The sequence below is a fragment of the Cupriavidus numazuensis genome, from assembly GCF_905397435.1.
Classification (GTDB): domain Bacteria; phylum Pseudomonadota; class Gammaproteobacteria; order Burkholderiales; family Burkholderiaceae; genus Cupriavidus; species Cupriavidus numazuensis.
On record NZ_CAJPVI010000004.1, the window covers coordinates 136421 to 154254 of the forward strand.

Annotated in this window: 12 protein-coding genes; 7 read left to right on the forward strand and 5 right to left on the reverse strand. The window is 64.8% G+C overall.

Going from position 1 to position 17834, the window contains the following annotated elements; all coding sequences use genetic code 11:
• Window positions 1-21 precede the first annotated feature (21 nt).
• The 4 genes from ligD (at window position 22) to ku (ending at window position 6562) form a co-directional block, all read left to right on the forward strand.
• Entirely contained in the window at window positions 22-2727 is a 2706-nt protein-coding gene (gene ligD, locus KHO41_RS05250) for a DNA ligase D (RefSeq protein ID WP_211952246.1), read from the forward strand.
• Window positions 2724-3119: a hypothetical protein gene (locus tag KHO41_RS05255; RefSeq protein ID WP_211952247.1), complete on the forward strand. Its 396-nt coding sequence runs from the start codon at window positions 2724-2726 to the stop codon at window positions 3117-3119. The genes ligD and KHO41_RS05255 overlap by 4 nt, the downstream gene beginning before the upstream one ends.
• A 209-nt stretch (window positions 3120-3328) precedes the next feature.
• Window positions 3329-5308, forward strand: a complete 1980-nt coding sequence (locus KHO41_RS05260; protein ID WP_211952248.1) for a hybrid sensor histidine kinase/response regulator — start codon at window positions 3329-3331, stop codon at window positions 5306-5308.
• A 252-nt stretch (window positions 5309-5560) separates the two neighbouring features.
• Window positions 5561-6562 carry a non-homologous end joining protein Ku gene (ku, locus tag KHO41_RS05265; RefSeq protein WP_211952249.1) on the forward strand — a complete coding sequence of 334 codons (1002 nt, stop codon included), beginning with the start codon at window positions 5561-5563 and terminating at the stop codon, window positions 6560-6562.
• A 74-nt stretch (window positions 6563-6636) separates the two neighbouring features.
• On the opposite strand, the gene KHO41_RS05270 is transcribed toward ku, so the two are convergent.
• Together KHO41_RS05270 and KHO41_RS05275 are read right to left on the reverse strand one after the other, a co-directional pair.
• Window positions 6637-7095: a BON domain-containing protein gene (locus KHO41_RS05270; RefSeq protein WP_211952250.1), complete on the reverse strand. Its 459-nt coding sequence runs from the start codon at window positions 7093-7095 to the stop codon at window positions 6637-6639.
• A gap of 272 nt (window positions 7096-7367) precedes the next feature.
• On the reverse strand, window positions 7368-7736 hold the full coding sequence (locus KHO41_RS05275; RefSeq protein WP_211952251.1) for a hypothetical protein: 369 nt from the start codon (window positions 7734-7736) through the stop codon (window positions 7368-7370).
• A gap of 198 nt (window positions 7737-7934) precedes the next feature.
• On the opposite strand from KHO41_RS05275, the gene KHO41_RS05280 reads away from it, so the two are divergent.
• Window positions 7935-8867, forward strand: a complete 933-nt coding sequence (locus KHO41_RS05280; RefSeq protein ID WP_376989224.1) for an oxygenase MpaB family protein — start codon at window positions 7935-7937, stop codon at window positions 8865-8867.
• 9 nt (window positions 8868-8876) lie between these two features.
• Here KHO41_RS05280 and KHO41_RS05285 read toward each other — a convergent pair whose 3' ends face one another.
• The 3 genes from KHO41_RS05285 to KHO41_RS05295 form a co-directional block, all read right to left on the reverse strand.
• The gene (locus KHO41_RS05285; protein WP_211952252.1) at window positions 8877-10448 is read right to left on the reverse strand and encodes an MDR family MFS transporter; all 1572 of its coding nucleotides are present in this window, start codon (window positions 10446-10448) and stop codon (window positions 8877-8879) included.
• A gap of 180 nt (window positions 10449-10628) precedes the next feature.
• On the reverse strand, window positions 10629-12329 hold the full coding sequence (gene ltrA / locus KHO41_RS05290; protein WP_211952253.1) for a group II intron reverse transcriptase/maturase: 1701 nt from the start codon (window positions 12327-12329) through the stop codon (window positions 10629-10631).
• A 1246-nt stretch (window positions 12330-13575) separates the two neighbouring features.
• Complete coding sequence (locus KHO41_RS05295; RefSeq protein ID WP_211952254.1) at window positions 13576-15477, reverse strand: methyl-accepting chemotaxis protein; 1902 nt, start codon at window positions 15475-15477, stop codon at window positions 13576-13578.
• Window positions 15478-16362: 885 nt separating this feature from the next.
• On the opposite strand from KHO41_RS05295, the gene KHO41_RS05300 reads away from it, so the two are divergent.
• Window positions 16363-16686, forward strand: a complete 324-nt coding sequence (locus KHO41_RS05300) for an RNA chaperone Hfq (RefSeq protein WP_211952255.1) — start codon at window positions 16363-16365, stop codon at window positions 16684-16686.
• 227 nt (window positions 16687-16913) lie between these two features.
• The gene (locus tag KHO41_RS05305) at window positions 16914-17741 is read left to right on the forward strand and encodes a flagellin N-terminal helical domain-containing protein (protein WP_211952256.1); all 828 of its coding nucleotides are present in this window, start codon (window positions 16914-16916) and stop codon (window positions 17739-17741) included.
• The last annotated feature ends 93 nt before the right edge of the window (window positions 17742-17834 follow it).

The window sequence follows — 17834 nt, forward strand, 5'->3', positions numbered from 1 at the left end:
GCAAGGTGAGGCTGGTTCACCATGGCCAAGACCACGCGCCAGACCCCTGACGACACCCGCGGCACGCGCAGCGCCCGAACGGCGGAGCCTGCGCGCAAGCGCCCGGCCGATGCGCTCGGCAAGTATCGCCAGATGCGGGATTTCGCGGCGACGCCCGAACCCGGCGGCACCCGGCCCCGCGCGGCGGCAACACCCAGGGCGAAGCGCACGGGCACCTTGTCCTTCGTCATCCAGAAACATGCCGCGCGGCGGCTGCACTACGACTTCCGGCTGGAGCTGGATGGCACGCTGAAAAGCTGGGCCGTCCCCAAGGGCCCGAGCCTGGATCCGGCCGACAAACGCATGGCAGTGCATGTGGAAGACCATCCACTCGACTATGCGGGCTTCGAGGGCGTGATCCCGCCGGGCCACTACGGCGCGGGCACGGTCATCGTGTGGGATCGGGGTGTCTGGGTACCCGACGGCGATGCCGATGCCGCCTATCGCGCCGGCAAGCTCAAGTTCGAGCTGCGCGGCGAAAAGCTGCATGGCCACTGGACGCTGGTGCGCATGCACGGCAGCCGGCAGAAGGACCAGGATGCCTGGCTGCTGATCAAGGAGCGCGACGATGCGGCGGTGCCCGCATCCGAATTCGACGTGACCGAAGCGCTGCCCGACAGCGTGCTGGCCGGGACATCGGCTCAGGTCAAGACCACCAGACGCAAAGCCGCTGCGAAGGCCAAAAAAGGCGCCGAGAAAAGCGCTGAGGAAGGCACCAAGGAAAGCACCAAGGCCAAGCCCTTGACCTTGCCACGCCGCGCCGCTGCCGCCGCGCTGCCGCTTGCGCTGTCACCGCAACTCGCCACGCTGGTCGAGCGCCCGCCCGCCGATGCCGACGCGTGGCGCTACGAGATCAAGTTCGACGGCTATCGCATGCTGGCCCGTATCGACGGCGAAGACGTGCGCTTGTTTACGCGCCAGGGCCACGACTGGACCTCGCGCCTCAAGACGCTCGCGCGCGAAGTGCGCGCGCTCGGATTGCCCGATGGCTGGCTCGATGGCGAAATCGTCGTGCTCGGCAAGCACGGCGAGACCGATTTCCAGGCTTTGCAGAATGCCTTCGAGACGTCGCACGTGGAATCGATCCAGTACTTCGTCTTCGACCTGCCGTTCTATGCCGGCCATGACCTGCGCAAGGTGCCGCTGTCAGAACGGCGCGCGCTGCTGCGGCGCCTGTTCGAGAACAACACCGGCACACGCCTGCGCTTCAGCGAAGAATTCGAAGCCGCTCCTGACGAAATGCTTGACGCCGCGTGCCGCATGAAGCTCGAAGGCGTGATTGGCAAGCGCATCGATGCCCCCTATGTCAGTACGCGCAGCAACACGTGGATCAAGCTCAAGTGCACGCAGCGCCAGGAGTTCGTGATCGGCGGCTATACCGAGCCCAAGGGCAGCCGCCAGGGCCTGGGCTCCCTGTTGCTCGGCGTGCACGACAGTGCCGGCCGCCTGCGTTATGCGGGCAATGTGGGCACGGGCTTCGATACGCGCACGCTGGCCACCCTGCGCAAACAGCTGGACGCGCAACGCACGGACAAGTCGCCGTTCCATGAGCTGCCGTCGTCAATCAAAGGGCTGTGGGTGCGGCCGCGGCTCGTGGCGGAAGTTTCGTTCGGTTCGTGGACGCGCGAAGGCCGCGTGCGGCATGCCGTGTTCCATGGCTTGCGCAGCGACAAGCCCGCTGGCGCGGTGTCCGTGGAAAAGCCCGCTGCACCGGCTGGCCGGAAGAGTACTGCCAAGAGCGCGACCAAGACCGCATCAGCCACGCGCAAGGACAAACCCACCGCCGCGAATGGCAAGGTCGCCATCAGCCATGCCGGTCGCGTCATCGATACAGCCAGCGGGCTGACCAAGGGCGACCTGGTGCGGTACTACGAAAGCGCGGCGTCACTGATGCTGCCGCACCTGCGCGGCCGCCCCATCGCCATGGTGCGCGCGCCGGCCGGCGTGGCCGGACAGCAGTTCTTCCAGCGGCATGGCGACACGCTCAAGATCGACGGCATCAACGTGCTCGATCCGGATCTGTGGCCGGGCCATCCGGCGCTGCTCGAGATCGTCTCTGCGCATGCGCTGGTGGCCGCGGCGCAGCTCAATGTGGTGGAGTTCCACACCTGGAACGCCAACAAGCGCAGCATGGACCGGCCCAACCGCATCATCTTCGACCTCGATCCGGGCGAAGGCGTGGCGTGGCCGCACATGCGCGAAGCCGCGGCGCTGATGAAGGCATGGCTCGACGAACTCGGGCTCGACAGCTTCCTGAAGACCAGCGGCGGCAAGGGCTTGCACGTGGTGGTGCCGCTCACGCCGCGCGCGGGCTGGGATGAGGTCAAGGACTTCGCGCACGGGGTTGTGCTGCACATGGCCGCGACGATTCCAGAGCGCTTCGTGGCCAAGAGCGGCGCGCGCAACCGCATTGGCAAGATTTTCATCGATTACCTGCGCAATGGCGTCGGCGCCACGACGGTCGCGGCATTCTCCGCGCGTGCGCGCAGCGGCCTGGGCGTGTCGATTCCGCTTGCGTGGGACGAGCTCGACGGGCTCGAGGCCTCCGACCAGTGGACCGTCGCCAATGTGGCGCCGCGCCTGGACGAACTGGCCCGCCACGACCCGTGGAAGACCTATGCGGACACACGCCAGACCATCACGCGCGCTGCCACACGGCTGGCTCGCGCCGAAAGGAGCAAGCCATGACCCGATCGTTTATTCCCTGTCTCCGCCACGTGCGCCTGGCTGGCGCCGCCGGGCCGCACTTTTCTCGGCGCGCGCTGGCCGCCGCGTTGCTGATCGCCGTGGCCCTGCCCGCCAGCGCACGCCTGCCGGCGCTCAATCCGGAGCAGCAGCAGGCCGCCGATGCACGCAAGGCAAAGGAAGCCGAAGAGGCGAAACGCCAGGCCGATGCGCTCGGCAAGGTGCAGGATCAGATCGCATCGCGGTTCGGCAAGAAGGGGGCGGCCGAGGTGTCAGGCGCCACCGAGCCGGGCAATGTGTCGCAAAAGGCTGCCGAGGCCCCGCAATCGGCCGGACCGCATGGCGGAACGTCCCCAAGCGCCGAAGCGCATAGCGGCGAAGCGGCGCGGCGATAACCCGCTCGTGCTCCGGCACGCGTTTTGCGCATGTCCCCCTTGTGGTCCCACCGAGAACGGACCGGATGTCTGCGCGAACGCAGCGATACAAGGGGGAACGACGCCGTGAACACCTACGCGCTTGTAAAGCGTACACACCGTGCGCAAATCTATCGGGTAATTTTTACAACGACCTGCGCTGCGGCCGCGCGTCGCCAAGGTTGCCAGTCATGAACGCGCGTATCGCCCGCCAAGGCCGCCTGATCCTCAACGTGGAGGACCGCGAAGGGCCGCGCTATGTGAAGAGCAGCATCCTGCAGCGCGCCGGATTCTCGGTGCTGGAAGCTTCGACCGGCCAGGCGGCATTGTCGCTGGTGCGCCAGCATACGCCTGCGCTGGTGCTGCTTGCGCTGCGCCTGCCGGACATCAGCGGGCTCGAGGTCTGCAAGCTGCTCAAATCCGATCCCAACCTTGCCAGCACGCCAGTCCTGCTGACTTCGCCGGCGCTTGCCACCTCGGCGCAGCGCGTGGAAGCGCTGGATTGCGGCGCGGACAACTTCATGGTCGAGCCGTCGGAGCCCGAGGAGCTGATCGCCAGTATCCAGTCGCTGCTGCGGCTGCGCCGGGCCGAGGATGCCTACCACCGCACCAGCCAGGCGCTGCACGACAACGAGGACATGTTCCGCCAGCTCGCGGAATCGCTCGTCGATGTGGTCTGGCTGCTGGACGCGCGCGAGCGCCGCCTGCTGTTCGTCAGTCCGCGCCTGTCGGAGTTGTGCGGCCAGACGCCGGAAAAGATGATGGAAGATCCGACGTGCTGCCTGGATCGCGTCGTACCGGCGGATCGTGCACGCGTGGCAAGCGCGTGTGCAAGCATGCTGCAGGACGGCAAGCTCGATATCGAATTCGAGTTCATGCATGCCGACGGCGGCATCCGCGAAATCCTTGCGCGCGCCTTCCCCATCCGCGGCACCGCCAATGAGACGCTGCGCGTGGCCGGCACCTGCCAGGACGTGACCACGCAAAACCGTGCCCGGCGCGCGCTGCGCGGCGAGGAGCGCCGCAAGGAACAGTTCCTGGCGATGCTTGCGCACGAATTGCGCAACCCGCTGGCCCCCATGCGCAGCGCCGTCGACCTCCTGCAGCAGCCACAACCCGCGCCGGCCGACGCATTCCGCGCGCGCGACGTGATCGGACGCCAGCTCAGGCACCTGTCGCAACTGGTGGACGACCTGCTCGACATCTCGCGCTTCAACCAGGGAAGGATCACGCTGCGCCAGGACCTTGTGGAACTGCGCGGCGCGCTCAACACCGCAGTGGAAACCGTGAGGCCCGTCATGGAAGCCCAGCAGCACACGCTGCGGCTGTCCTTGCCCGAACAGCCGCTGCCCGTGCGCGGCGACATGGTGCGGCTCACCCAGATCTTCAGCAACCTGCTGCACAACGCCGCGGCATATACGCCGATCGGTGGACAGATCCGGCTCGACGCCACGGTGACGGACGGACGCGTCGACGTGAGGGTGCACGACAACGGCATGGGCCTGACCGGGACGCTGCAGCGGCTTTTGTTCGATCCGCTGGCACCCGAGGAGCCGGGCAGCACGTCCGTTGCGGGAGCCAGACATGCGGACGATGGCGCCGATACGGCCGGCGCGCAGTCTTATATGCCGGAAGGTCCCGGCATCGGCCTGACGCTCGTACAGCAACTCGTGCGGCTGCATGGCGGCAGCATCCGGGCAGAAAGCCCGGGCCCGGGCGAAGGCAGCACCTTTATCGTCGAGTTGCCGGTCGAGCCATGGCAGAACTGGCATCCGGCCGAAACAATGTTGCCGCGGCCGTCCGGCCCGCCGCGCGTGATCATGCTGGTGGATGACAACACCGATGCACTCGAGGCCATGAGCATGACACTGAGGATGCTGGGACACACTGTGGTGACGGCGCCCGACGGCCCCAGTGCAGTGGCACGGGCGCCGGAAGTAAAGCCCGAGGTAGTACTGCTCGATCTCGGCATGCCCGCCATGGATGGCTTCGAGACCGCGCGGCGCCTGCGCGCGCTGCCCGAAATGCGCGGGGCGACACTCGTTGCACTCACCGGCTATGGGCAACCCGAAGACCGCCGGCGTGCGCTGGAAGCGGGCTTTGACCGCCATCTGGTCAAGCCGGCCAGCCTGGAAGCGCTGACCCGGCTATTCGAGGAGCAAGGCAGCTGATCGCGCCGAAATGGCGGCGAAAAGACATCGAATTGGCGCCGAGATGGCACTCAGCGCAGCCTTACCGCACCAACCCTGACGGAAAACACGATATGCATACGACGCCCGACCCCGACATACCCGCTCGCAAGCCCGAGATCCCGCCGCCGGAACCGCCGCCGGGCGAGCCCGAGCCGGTCATCGACCCGCCCCCCGGTGACGTGCCGCCGCCACCGCCGCAACGCGCGGCAGCCTGATTCGAGGAGACCTGCCGTGTCCCGCATTATCTGGAAAGGCGCGATCACGTTCGGCCTGGTCAACATCCCGGTGGTGCTGAAGCCCGCGTCGCGCAGCCAGACGCTGGACCTGGATCTGCTTGACGCGCGGGACATGACACCGGTGGGCTACCAGCGCATCAACAAGAGCACCGGCAAGCCCATTCCCAAGGAGCACATCGTCAAGGGCTACCAGTACGAGAAAGACGAATACGTGGTGCTGAGCGACGAAGATTTCCGGCAGGCCAATGTCGAGGCGACGCAGACAGTGGATATCGTCAGCTTCGTGCAGGCCGACGACATCCCGCCTTACTATTTCGACACGCCGTACTATCTGGAACCCGACAAGCGCGGCGAGCGCGGCTATGCACTGCTGCGCGAAACCATGCGGCGCACCGGGCGCGCCGCGCTGGCGCTCGTGGTGCTGCGCAATCGCCAGCACTTGGCCGCCATGCTGGTCGACGACAATGCGCTGGTGCTCAACACCATGCGCTTTGCCGACGAAGTGCTGCCGATCTCGGAGCTCAAACTGCCAAAGGCGTCAAGCGGAAAGGCCACGGGCGCCCACGCGCGGGAGATCGAAATGGCCGTCAAGCTGGTCAAGGACATGAGCGAGGAATGGGCGCCCGAGCAATATCGCGATACCTATCGCGACGACCTGATGGCGCGCATCGAGCAGAAAATCGAATCGGGCCAGACGCATGAGCTCACACCGGCGGCCGAAGAAGAGGAAGCGCCGCGCAAGAGCGCCAAGGTCATCGACATGGTGGCGCTGCTCAAGCAGAGCCTCGACACCCGGGGCAAGCGCGGGGGGCGCGACAAGTCCGAGCCCGAAGAAGAGGAAACTCCTCGAAAGACTGCACGCCACGCACCGGCACGCAAGCATGCCCCCGCAAAACGTGCCGCAGGCAGCCGCGCGCCCGCAAAGCGGGCGTCGCATTCGTCCGGCGGCAAGAGCACCTCTGCATCACGGACGACAGCGCGGCGCAAGCAGGCCTGACGCCGCGATCCTTACTGGCAAGACATGGCAAGCCAACCACCGGCCCTCACGGGCCGGCGTTGTCAATGCGCCGTTCAGCGCGACGATACCTTCAGGGTGTCGTTGACCGAGGTCACGCCGTCCACACCGCGGATCGTCTCCAGCGCCAGGTCGTGCTGTTCCCGGCTCGGCACGACGCCGCTGACATTGACCGTACCATCCTTGGTCTTGATGTGGATGCCAGTCGACTTCAGGTCCTTGCTCGACAGCAGCTTGGTCTTGATCTTGGTGGTGATGGCGCTGTCCGAGACGGCCTGCTTGGCCTTGTCGGTGCTCGTGTCGCTGTTGGCCGGGGCGGTTCGCGTGTCGCGGTCGATGGCGGCGCGGCCCGGCATGCCCGGCGCGGAATTGGACGGCGGCGGCGACGTGGTATCGACAGCAGTGCGCATGAAGCCACCGGCATCCAGGGCAAGCGCGCTGCCCGCGGCGACCGCCAATGCCGCCGCCAGGCAAGCCTTGCGCAGGATCGGAACGGTAGGTCGGCTGGATTGCATGGTTCTCTCCTAAGCAAATGATCGGACTTGCCTGCCACGGCGCGTGTGCCGCTTGCACGGGACGACGCGGGGCGGCCCCCGTTGCTGTACCGCAATCCCCGTACCTGCTCACCGTCGATCGCGTGTGCGCACCTGGCAGCGCATAGGCGACGAAAGCGGCACGCGACTATGTAAATCGGGACAATGGTTTGTAAAACCGGCGGGAAGCATTCACCGCCGCCGGCCGGAATGCCGCTTGCGGCGGCAAAGACCGGCCTGGCATATGCCTTGCGTCAAGGCATGACGCGGCAGTTCGCCGCGACATGGAGACAGCAATGGGACAGCAGCAACAGCAGCCGGGGCAATCCCAACAGGGCCAGCAAGGGCAACAGGGCCAGCGGCAGCAGGAGCAGTCGCAAAGCGGCCAACGCAGCGGCCAGCAAGGTTCTGAACAGGGCCAACGCTCGGGCGGCGGACAGATGGGTAATCAGGACAAGAGTTCTGGCCAACAGCAGCAGCAGGATCGCGACAAGAGCTCGCAGCAGGGCCAACAAGGCCAGCAAGGCCATCAACAAGGACAAGGCGGCACGGGAGGCCAGCGCCAGCAGTGACGCGTGACCCGCCGGTGCCAGCCTGGCACCGGCACATAAGTTCTCCGGCATGCGGGCAGCAGCATGCGGTGCTGCCACTAACGCATCCCGGACATTGGGTGGGCCGGAATTCGAAGGAATTCCGGCTCTTTTTTTATTGCCGCGACCCGGCCGTGGCGAGCGCGCAGTCGCGCCAGCCCCAAGTCAGCCGTCATCACGCCACCGGCTTCCCGTGTATCCTGACTGCGACCTGCAACGCATCCACCGACCTTGTCAGCTTCCACCGACCCCACGGCTGGCCGCGGCCACGGCCAGTTCATCAGCCGCATTTCCAGCCGCCTGCGCTCTGAGGCCGGCGCTCAGGTGCGCGCGCTGACCCGCAGCAATTCCGGCCTGACGCTGGACTACGACAACCCGCCCGGCGACCTCGGCCTGTTTGGCCCGGATGCGGTCTGCTGGCGCGTGCATGCGGACTTCCCCGCGATGCTGGCCGGCGGTGTCAGCGCGCTGCTGATGCAGACGCTGCATCCGCTGGCACTGGCTGGTGTCTGGGACCATTCGACCTTCCGGGCCGACATGCAAGGGCGGCTGGGCCGCACCGCCCAGTTCATCGCGGGCACGACCTACGGCAGCCGCGCCGACGCCATGGCGCTGATCGAGCGCGTGCGGCGCATCCACTCGCACATCCGCGGCAGCGGACTGGACGGACGGCCCTACGCCGCCGATGACCCGGTGCTGCTGACATGGGTGCACGTGGCCGAGGTATCGAGCTTCATGGCCGGGTATCTGCGCTATGTCGGACCGCTTAGCGACGCCGAGCAGGACCGCTACTACGACGAAGTTGCACAGATTGCCGAATTGCTGGGCGCGACCGATGTGCCCCGTTCCAGCGCGGCCATCGCCGCCTATCTCGACGCCATGCGGCCGCAGCTGGAGGCGAGCACGCGCACGCGTGAAGTGGCACGGCTGGTAATGAAGATGCCGGTGGCCAACCCGATGCTGCTGCCGGCGGTGCGCGTTATGGCCTACGCGGGTATTGCACTGCTGCCCGACTGGGCGCGCCGGATGCTCGATCTCGATGGGCCATCGATCCGCCGCCCGGTATCGCTGGCCGGCATGCGTGTGCTGGCCCCGACGTTGCGCTGGGCGCTGGGCCCGGGCCTGGCGGCGCGCGCGCGGCGGCGGGTGGCGCGCGGCACCTGAGTCCGGGAGCTACTCGGCCGCCGCCGAGGCAGCAGCTGGGCTGCCCCGCAATGTGGCTTCGCGCAGGCGCATGACCAGGAACGGCGCCAGCAACGATACCGCCGCGCTCATCAGGAACAGCAGGCGGAACGCGTGCTCGGCGGCCTGCCGAACGGCCGCGGCGTCGGCTTGCGGGGTGTCAGGGGCCAGTGCGCGACGGAACATGCTCATCAGCACGTCCTCGCCGCCGGACAGGTCGGTCACGGCCATCCCGCTATGGCGCAGCAGCGCGATCAGGACAGTGGTCAGCACCGCCACGCCGACGGCGCCACCCAACATGCGTGAAAACGCCGTCAGTGCCGTCGCAATCCCCACCTGCTGAGGCGGCACGGCATTCTGCGTGGCGACCAGGCCACTCGGCAGCTGCAGTCCGATCGAAAAGCCGAGAACCACCATCACCAGCACGCACAGCCAGACTGCGGCCGGATCGACAAACGCCAGCGCGACGATCGCCAGCGGCGCCACCGAGGCGCCCATCATCTGCAGCGGCTTGTAGCGGCCAGTCCGGGACATGATCCGCCCCGACGCGTAGGCGCCGAACGGAATCGCGAGCGTAAGCGGCACCAGCCGCAGCGCGGCGGCATCCGCCGCAGCGCCGCCCACCACCTGGAAACGCAGCGGCAGCAACACCGACATGGCGATGAGCTGGAAGAAGCAGAAGAACAGCGTGGCGCAGCAGATGGCCACAGTGGGCACGCCAAGCATGGCCAGCGGGATCACCGGATCCGCCGCACGCTTTTCCTGCCAGACGAACAGCGCGATGGCGACAAGGCCGGCGATCAGCAGCGCCAGCGAATCGGTCCGCAGCGGCGAATGCCCCTGCCCCAGCCGCGTCAGGAACACCAGGACGCCGCTCAGGCCGCCGCCGAACAGCAGCGCGCCGAGATAGTCGATGCGATGGCGCCGGCCGCTGACCGGCAGGAAGCGCAGCGCACGGCGCACCACGACCAGCGCCAGCAGGGCCAGCGGCAGATTGATCCAGAAAATCCAGCGCCAGGACAGGTAATGCGCGAGGTAGCCGCCGATCACCGGCCCGGCCATGCTGGCCACCGCCCACACGCCGCTCACGTAGCCCTGGTAGCGGCCGCGGTCCCGCAGCGGCACCACGTCGGCAATCGCCGCCTGCGACACCGAGATCAGTCCGCCTCCGCCCAGGCCTTGCAGGATGCGCGCGAGGATCAGCTGCGGCATGGTCTGGGCCAGCGCGCACACCGCCGAGGCGACCATGAACAGCAGGATGGAGAACGACAGTACCGAGCGCCGGCCCAGCACGTCGGAGAGCTTGCCGTAGATCGGCGTGGCCACGGTCGAGGCGACGAGGTAGGCCGAGATCACCCAGGCCATGTCCTCGAAGCCGCGCAGCTGCAGCGCGATATCGGGCAGCACCACCGCGACGATCGACTGTTCGAGCGCGCCGAGCAGGATGGCCAGCATCAGCCCGAACAGGATCTGCATGACTGGCGGCTCGCTCGTGGCGGTCGCGGAAGACGAAGGGGACGAAGTATCGGCCGCGCGCGGCGATTGGGAGGGAACGGCGGTCATCGGCACCAGCGGCGGCAGACATGGCGGCCGTGGGGCGCCGCATGCGCCAGGTGGACCGGCCTGCTCTTGCTACGAGGATCAGAGGAGGGTAGGAGGAACCCATTGCTGGACCCCTCCCCCCTAAGAACCGTACGTGCGAGTTTCCCCGCATACGGCTCAAGCCTTTACAAAATACTTGAGTCAATCAAATACCGGTTTCACAGCGGCTTTGCCGTAGTGATGGACCTGAACGTGACAATCCGGATGCACCAGCACTCGATTCCTGAGAGCATCGGAACCGCCAAGAACCCGCGGTACGATGTGGTGGTCATCCCACCCTGTCTCTTTGGTCATCTTGCACTGACACAACGCGCACAATCCTCGCTGGGACATGTACAACTGGATCCACTGCTTGCGGTGCGACATGCTTTGCAACATGCGCTCCTGCCGCAACTTCTCCCCGTACATTTCCCAAACCGGGTCAAAAGGATTGTATTCACCTTTGACCTTCGTGTGTCTCCTGATCGGCGTGCCCGCGAGCGAGTACAACTCCAACCAGAAGGGATTGCCCTTCTTATCCGCTGTCGTGGTCCCGAACACCCAGTTCCGTTTGCCCATGGTCGCGAAGTACTTCTTCCGCACCCACTCGGCATTCTTCCGTCGATGTCGCCGTTTTGCCCACCGCCACAGAGCCTGAAATACCATGCGCTCCATTTTGGCAAACATCGCCTTTGCCACCACCGGCCGGTGATACTGCGCCCAGCCCCTTAGCATCGGGTTCAACACTCGGATCAGATCCTCCTGCTTCGCCCCTTTCCGGACACTGATTACCTCCTTAACCTTGCGATAAAACGCTTGCGCGTTCTTCTTGCTTGGCGTGATGAGCAGTTTTCCCGAGTACTTCCGGAAGTTCCACCCAAGGAAGTCAAAGCCTTCCGCGATATGTACGATCCGCGTTTTCTCCGCCGATAGCGTCAGCCCCCTTATTGCGAGGAACTGCTCTACCCACGGTTTCACTTCGTTTTCTAAAACCTCCGGTGTATTGCCGGTGATCACGAAGTCGTCCGCATAGCGCACAACATTTACTTTAAGCTTCTTGGTCTTGGCAACGCCCAGCTTAGTTCGGAAGAACTCTGCCAGTTGTCGTTCCAATCCATTCAATGCCACGTTTGCCAGAGTCGGGGAGATGATGCCTCCCTGCGGTGTTCCAGCGTCGGTCGCCTGAAACTGGCCCTGAAATATCACGCCAGCCTTCAACCACTTCCGCAGGATTGCTTTGTCCATTGGGACATTGCTCTCCAGCCAGTCGTGACTGATATGGTCGAAACACCCCTTGATATCCGCTTCGAGAATCCATTGGGCGGAAGCCTCCTGGAACAAGTTGCGGAATAGCTGGGACATGGCATCGTGAGTGGAGCGATTGATCCGGAACCCATAGGAGTTTGGATCGCTCGTCCCTTCGGACACCGGCTCCAGCGCCAGCAAATACAACGCTTGCATGGCTCGGTCGTGCAGGGTCGGAATGCCCAGGGGGCGCTTCTTCCCGTTCGACTTAGGGATATAAACCCTCCGTAATGGCAAAGGTCTGTACCCCCGGCGCTTCAACCTCCCGATGGCTTCCCATCGGACTTCAGGCGTTTTCCACTCTACGCGGTCGACTCCCGCCGTCCGCGCACCTTGGTTCATCGCCACTCGCCGCACCGCCGATGCTTTGGCGGACCACGAGCGGGTCAGGGACCTTTGCAAGGCCTTCACCCTGCGCCAATCCCCTTCCTGTGTTGCCTTCGCAATTCGAATCTGCATCACCCGAACATTCCGGTCGACGCGGCGCCAATCTATGTCGCCCCATCTGTCCGGTACGCCGGAAGGCGCAGATTCATCCTTGCGGATCAATGCTTCCATGCTGCCCTCCTATCTTGAGGATCTTCCCCAACATCGAGAGACAACATGCCCCTTGGGGGACATGTTGTCCCACAAGGGAAGAAAAATTAAACAAGCGAGTTTAGTCAGCCGTCTTGCGACGAGAAGACCAGTTGGAAGTCTGCCCGCTTTCGCGTGGGATGATGTTTCAACCCCTATCCGGACCATTACAATCCGGCCTTCGCTTTTTCCAACCTCCCATACCCGCACAGCCAACAGCGTTCCTTGCGGTTCGCCTGCCAAAGCCATACTGCGCTCCGGCAGCCATACGGGCTTACCACGTTCCCCACACGTTACACGGCTGGGTTAGGGCCTGCCTTTTCGCCGGTGGTCTGACGACGACGTATCCCGAGCTCTCAACGGGATAACCGACCACGTACCTTTTGGTTAGTGCCTAACATCAGCTTTGGCACAGCAATAGTCACGACGTTTATCAGCAGTTCACATATGTTGCCCATACCAGCCAGCCTAGCTCCTCGACCGATGCTGCTTCGGTCTTCTACCCACAGACCTCACGGTCCGTCGGCACCCTTTCGGGGGCTACATTGTCAGGGGAGCTTCACACCCCACCGTTGCCGGTGACGCATGTCCCCCTAGGCTACTGCTAGTCGTATAGCAGGTTCTCTATCAAGGCGCCTTCGCAGACGTACTCGACCGAACCATAACGCGTGGAGCTTTCGCTCCGGGACCTCACGTGCTTGTCTCGTGCGCCCCCATACTGGCGAGCACCTTGACGGCGGCGGACTCTTGCGAGCACACACCTCCGACCCACAGAACGTAGCGCCGGCCCATCTGGACCGGTTTGAATGCTATGAAGCTTCAGCACAACAAATCTACCGCTGCGCATCCACCCGCCCACTCCGAAGAGGGGGCGTTTACAGAGAAACTCGCCCAAAGGCAAGCGTCCCCGCCCTTGGGCAATGGCTGGATATTCATCCAGCAAAAGCAAGCTGCGAGTCAGCCGATACGCTGGCATCCTCACACACACATCGGACTCCCCCTAGCTGTTCGGCCGGGTTCGTCTAAGCAAGTAATGGTCGAGATTGGACGGTTCAGGCCGAGGCCCTCCCCTTGTCTCGACAAAGGTCGATGCTCCTTACGTTGGAGCTACCCGGACACGAGAGTGCGTGTCGCACAAGAGCCGCTATTGTAGGCGCTTTGAGACATCCGCGCCGGCGCTCTCGCAGAGCGCGCCGGCGCGGATGGTCAAGGTACTGCTACGGTCGGATCAGAAAGTTTCCCAGTCGCCGCTGTCGGCCATGGCCGTCTGGGCGGCGGCGGGGCGTCGCAGGGCGGTCTTGAGCACCGGTTCCTGGTGCTGCCGGCCGACCGGCGGACGCTGCTTTGCCGGCACGGCAGGCGCGCGCTTGGCCAGCACGGGCTGCGCTTGTGGCTTGCGCTGCACCGGCGGGCGCGTGGCCGCAGGCACGGCTGCGGCACGGGCACGCGGCGCGGCCAGGGCCGGGGTCTGCCTCACCGGCTTCGTCACCGGCTTCGTCATCGGCGGGAGCGGCGCGGGTTCGATCTGACGCGCCGGCACGGCCGCATCCAGCGCGTGCATCGCCGGCGATCCCTGTGCGACGTCGAACCGGCCCACCTCGTTCACGAGGCCGCCGGCCTGCTGCATCAGGCTCTCCGCCGCGGCGGCGGCCTGTTCGACCAGCGCGGCATTCTGCTGCGTCATGCTTTCCATCTGCGTGACCGCCAGGCTGACCTGCTCGATGCCCGAGGTCTGTTCCGAACTCGCCGCGGAGATCTCGCCCATGATGTCCGTCACCCGGCGCACCGCGCCGACAATATCGTCCATGGTCTTGCCCGCCTGCTCGGCCTGACGTGCACCGTCCTGCACCTGCCGCACCGAGCCGCCGATCAGCTCGGCAATTTCCTTGGCGGCAGCCGACGAGCGCTGCGCGAGATTGCGCACCTCGGACGCCACCACGGCAAAGCCGCGCCCCTGCTCGCCCGCGCGCGCCGCTTCGACCGCCGCGTTGAGCGCCAGGATATTGGTCTGGAACGCAATGCTCTCGATCACGCCGGTGATATCAGCCACCTGCGACGACGACTTGGAGATGCTGTCCATGGTCTGGACCACATCGCGCACGACCCGGCCGCCTTCCGTGGCCACATCCGATGCGTTGACTGCAAGCTGATTGGCCTGCCTTGCGTTGTCGGCGTTCTGGCGCACCGTGGACGTGAGCTGCTCCATCGATGCTGCGGTCTGCTCCAGCGAGGCAGCCTGCTGCTCCGTGCGCTGCGACAGGTCGGTATTGCCACGGGCGATCTCGCGCGTGGCACCGTCGATCGAGCCCGACGCCTGCTGGATGCCATGCACCAGTGCAGCCAAATGGCGAAACGCGCGTTCGAGCGCCGCCAGCATGCGGCCCATTTCGTCGCCGCTGCGAACGTGGAACGTGTGGCGCAGGTTGCCCGTGGCGAGCGCCTCGGCGGCTTCCAGGGCCTCGCGCGCCGGACCGGTGATCGACCGCGTGATGGCGGTTCCCATCATCACCGCGAGCAGCACGGCCAGCGCGGTCAGGCCGAGCAGCACATTGCGGGTCCAGACAAAGCCCGCGTCGGCCTGCTTGACCGCGGCCAGCGCAAGGTTGCGCCCGCCGGCCATGATGTCATCGAGTTTTTCGAAGTACGGGCGTTGCGCGGCGGGCAACGTCACCACAAGGGCCGCCCGTGCGCCGGCGAACTCGCCCGAGCCCAGCTGGCGCAGCACCATGTCGAGCTGGCCGTTGTAGGCTTCACGCGCGGTCATCAGATCTGAGAAGGTCTTCTGCAGGTCGGGGCGGCCCGAAGCGGCGATCAGCTTGCCCAGCGCATCGAGCGTCGCGCCCATCTCCTTGCGCATGCCGTCGATGCGCTGCGAATTCTGCTGGACCAGCGCGGGATCTTCGGTCAGGGCGGCATCGCGCACCATCACGCCTACCTCGAGGGCATCTTCCTTGACATGGCCAAGGTCGATCACCTTGAGCAGGCGCCCCTCCACGGTCAGGTGCAAGGATGCGTTCATCCCTGCGAGCGACGTCACGCCAAATACCGCAACGCCAATCAGCAACAGCACCACCAGCATAAAGGCCAGGGACAGGCGGGTCCCTATGCCAAGGTTTCGCAACCAGGCCATCTCACTCCCTCCAAACACTCCGTGATTGATATTTTTTTCTTGTGCGCGCGTAAGTGCTGCCACTGGGCGTGACCGCTGACAACCGGCGCACGGTTGCCTATCGGCGGTGACCGAACACTTCTTGAAGGGAATTTGGAATTGGCATGGAAAGTGGCCGCATTTCCATGAATGGGCAGGTTGCGGTGTGCCTTTTAATCCTGCCAGGCATCCCGATAGCCCCATGGCAGCGCGCCGCAAGGTGCCGCCAGCTCGACGTGAGCCCAAAAAAAAAGAAGCCCACGCGCGGGGTGCTCGTAGGCTTTCCAGGACTGCTCAGAGCCAGTTAGCTCTGGTATGAATATAAACGTGCTTACATGAGGTGTAAATCCCGCTTCTATCAGTGAAGGCCCTAGTTGAATGCGGTGAAAAAATCACTTTTGTCGCATCAGCGCAAGGACTTCACTCGAATCAGGATCGCACTATGTAAGTGTGCACTTATGTTAATACAAAGGGCATACAAGCGTCCCCAGGAATCCAGAGCGAGTCTGCCGGCCGTTGGCTGGCAGACCGTTACCTCAAAAGCGGCGATCTTGGCAACGAGCCATCTAGAGGAAAAACTCTAATTCTCGAAGATAGCCGACTTCTGCCGTGTTTGTAAAAATTTGTTACTCTCGCCGCTGAAGTATTCCCCTTCTCCCCCGACCGCACCGGTCGCCGGCAAGCGCGTCGAACTCCGTGGTCCGCAACACGACCCCGTCGGCAGCGCGGCGCACGGGAAGCATTCCCATGCCGGTGCCGAGAGCGAATGTTTCTCCCATTGCGCTGGCCGGGCCATACTGAATATCGGCACCGGTCGGTGGATCGCCACCAGCCGCCAGAACCCCTGCGGGCTCTTCCGGAGTCGTTGTGAAGAAGGAAACCAGGCTTCCAAGAAACAGCCGGAAACTACAGCACCAGCAACTAGGCCTCCACGCGGGAAGCCGCATCCCGGTTGTGGTGCTCCTGTGCAACGGCACCCGGCTGCAAGGCGTAGTGCTCGCCCTGGACGACTACCTGCTGTTGCTGGGCAAGGACATGCAGGACACCAGGCCGGTGGTCGTATACAAGCATGCGATCGCCATGATCACGCAGGCCAGCGACGGCGGGGAAGCCTTGCCCGCCCCCGAAACCGACACCACCTCGCCGGATTTCGTTCCCATCTACATGCCGCGCAAGCGCCGGCGGCGCTGAAGCACCGCCCCAACGGCGCCGCACGCGGCACGCTGCTGCCGCCCGCAACGCGCGAGTCACGGCAATCTCTGCTGTTGCAATTGTGCGAAAAAGTCACTCTAAACCTTTCGCGACACCTGTCGATAACCCAAACAACGGAGGCACTCTACATCCTGCAGAGCAGGCAGCCAACGTTACGGCTAGCAGCCGGAATGCCAAATTTCTATTGAACTCATAGGAGCCGTACCATGGGCATGGTTATCAACACCAACACGCTGTCCCTGCAAACCCAGAACAACCTGACGAGCTCCCAGTCGTCGCTGAACAGCGCGATTCAGCGCCTGTCGTCGGGCCTGCGCATCAACAGCGCCAAGGACGATGCCGCCGGCCAGGCCATCGCCAACCGTTTCAGCGCCAACATCAACGGTCTGACGCAAGCCCAGCGCAACGCCAACGACGGCATCTCGATGGCGCAGACCGCTGAAGGCGCGCTGAACGAAGTCAACAACAACCTGCAACGCATCCGCACGCTGACCGTGCAGGCCGCCAACGGCACCAACTCGGCCAGCGACCTGCAGTCGCTGCAAGACGAAGTGACGGCACGCCTGAATGAAATCGACCGCCTGTCGCAGCAAACCGCGTTCAACGGCACGAACCTGCTGGACGGCTCCGCCGGCGCGGCTGGCGTGGTCAAGATTCAGGTCGGCGCCAAGGACGGCCAGACCATCGACCTGGACCTCAGCAACGCCAAGTCCGACACCACCACACTGGGCGTGAACTCCCTGGATCTGAAGAACCTCGGCGGCACCGAACTGGCCACGATCGACACCGCCATCCAGACGATCGACACGGCCCGCAGCGGCCTGGGCGCCACGCAGAACCGCTTCGAGTCCGTCGTCTCGAACCTGGGCACGACCGTGACCAACCTGTCGGCTTCGCGCTCGCGCATCCAGGACGCCGACTACGCGACGGAAGTGTCGAACATGTCGCGCGCCCAGATCCTGCAGCAAGCTGGCACCTCTGTGCTGGCACAAGCAAACCAGACCACCCAGAACGTGCTGTCGCTGCTGCGTTAATTCGCGCCAGTCACAGCGGCGTCATTCGAGCCGGCCGCCGCGCCGGCTCGCAAGGAATGCTTTCAGAGCGGTGCGCCGCTCTGAAAGCGTTTC

What these genes read in the sequence shown, in the direction of transcription:
- KHO41_RS05295 (WP_211952254.1), bottom strand. Translation starts at nt 15,477, where the DNA reads ATGGCCTGGTTGCGAAACCTTGGCATAGGGACCCGCCTGTCCCTGGCC.
- KHO41_RS05270 (WP_211952250.1), bottom strand. Translation starts at nt 7,095, where the DNA reads ATGCAATCCAGCCGACCTACCGTTCCGATCCTGCGCAAGGCTTGCCTG.
- KHO41_RS05255 (WP_211952247.1), top strand. Translation starts at nt 2,724, where the DNA reads ATGACCCGATCGTTTATTCCCTGTCTCCGCCACGTGCGCCTGGCTGGC.
- KHO41_RS05305 (WP_211952256.1), top strand. Translation starts at nt 16,914, where the DNA reads ATGGGCATGGTTATCAACACCAACACGCTGTCCCTGCAAACCCAGAAC.
- ltrA (WP_211952253.1), bottom strand. Translation starts at nt 12,329, where the DNA reads ATGGAAGCATTGATCCGCAAGGATGAATCTGCGCCTTCCGGCGTACCG.
- KHO41_RS05275 (WP_211952251.1), bottom strand. Translation starts at nt 7,736, where the DNA reads ATGCCGGAGAACTTATGTGCCGGTGCCAGGCTGGCACCGGCGGGTCAC.
- KHO41_RS05285 (WP_211952252.1), bottom strand. Translation starts at nt 10,448, where the DNA reads ATGACCGCCGTTCCCTCCCAATCGCCGCGCGCGGCCGATACTTCGTCC.
- ligD (WP_211952246.1), top strand. Translation starts at nt 22, where the DNA reads ATGGCCAAGACCACGCGCCAGACCCCTGACGACACCCGCGGCACGCGC.
- KHO41_RS05260 (WP_211952248.1), top strand. Translation starts at nt 3,329, where the DNA reads ATGAACGCGCGTATCGCCCGCCAAGGCCGCCTGATCCTCAACGTGGAG.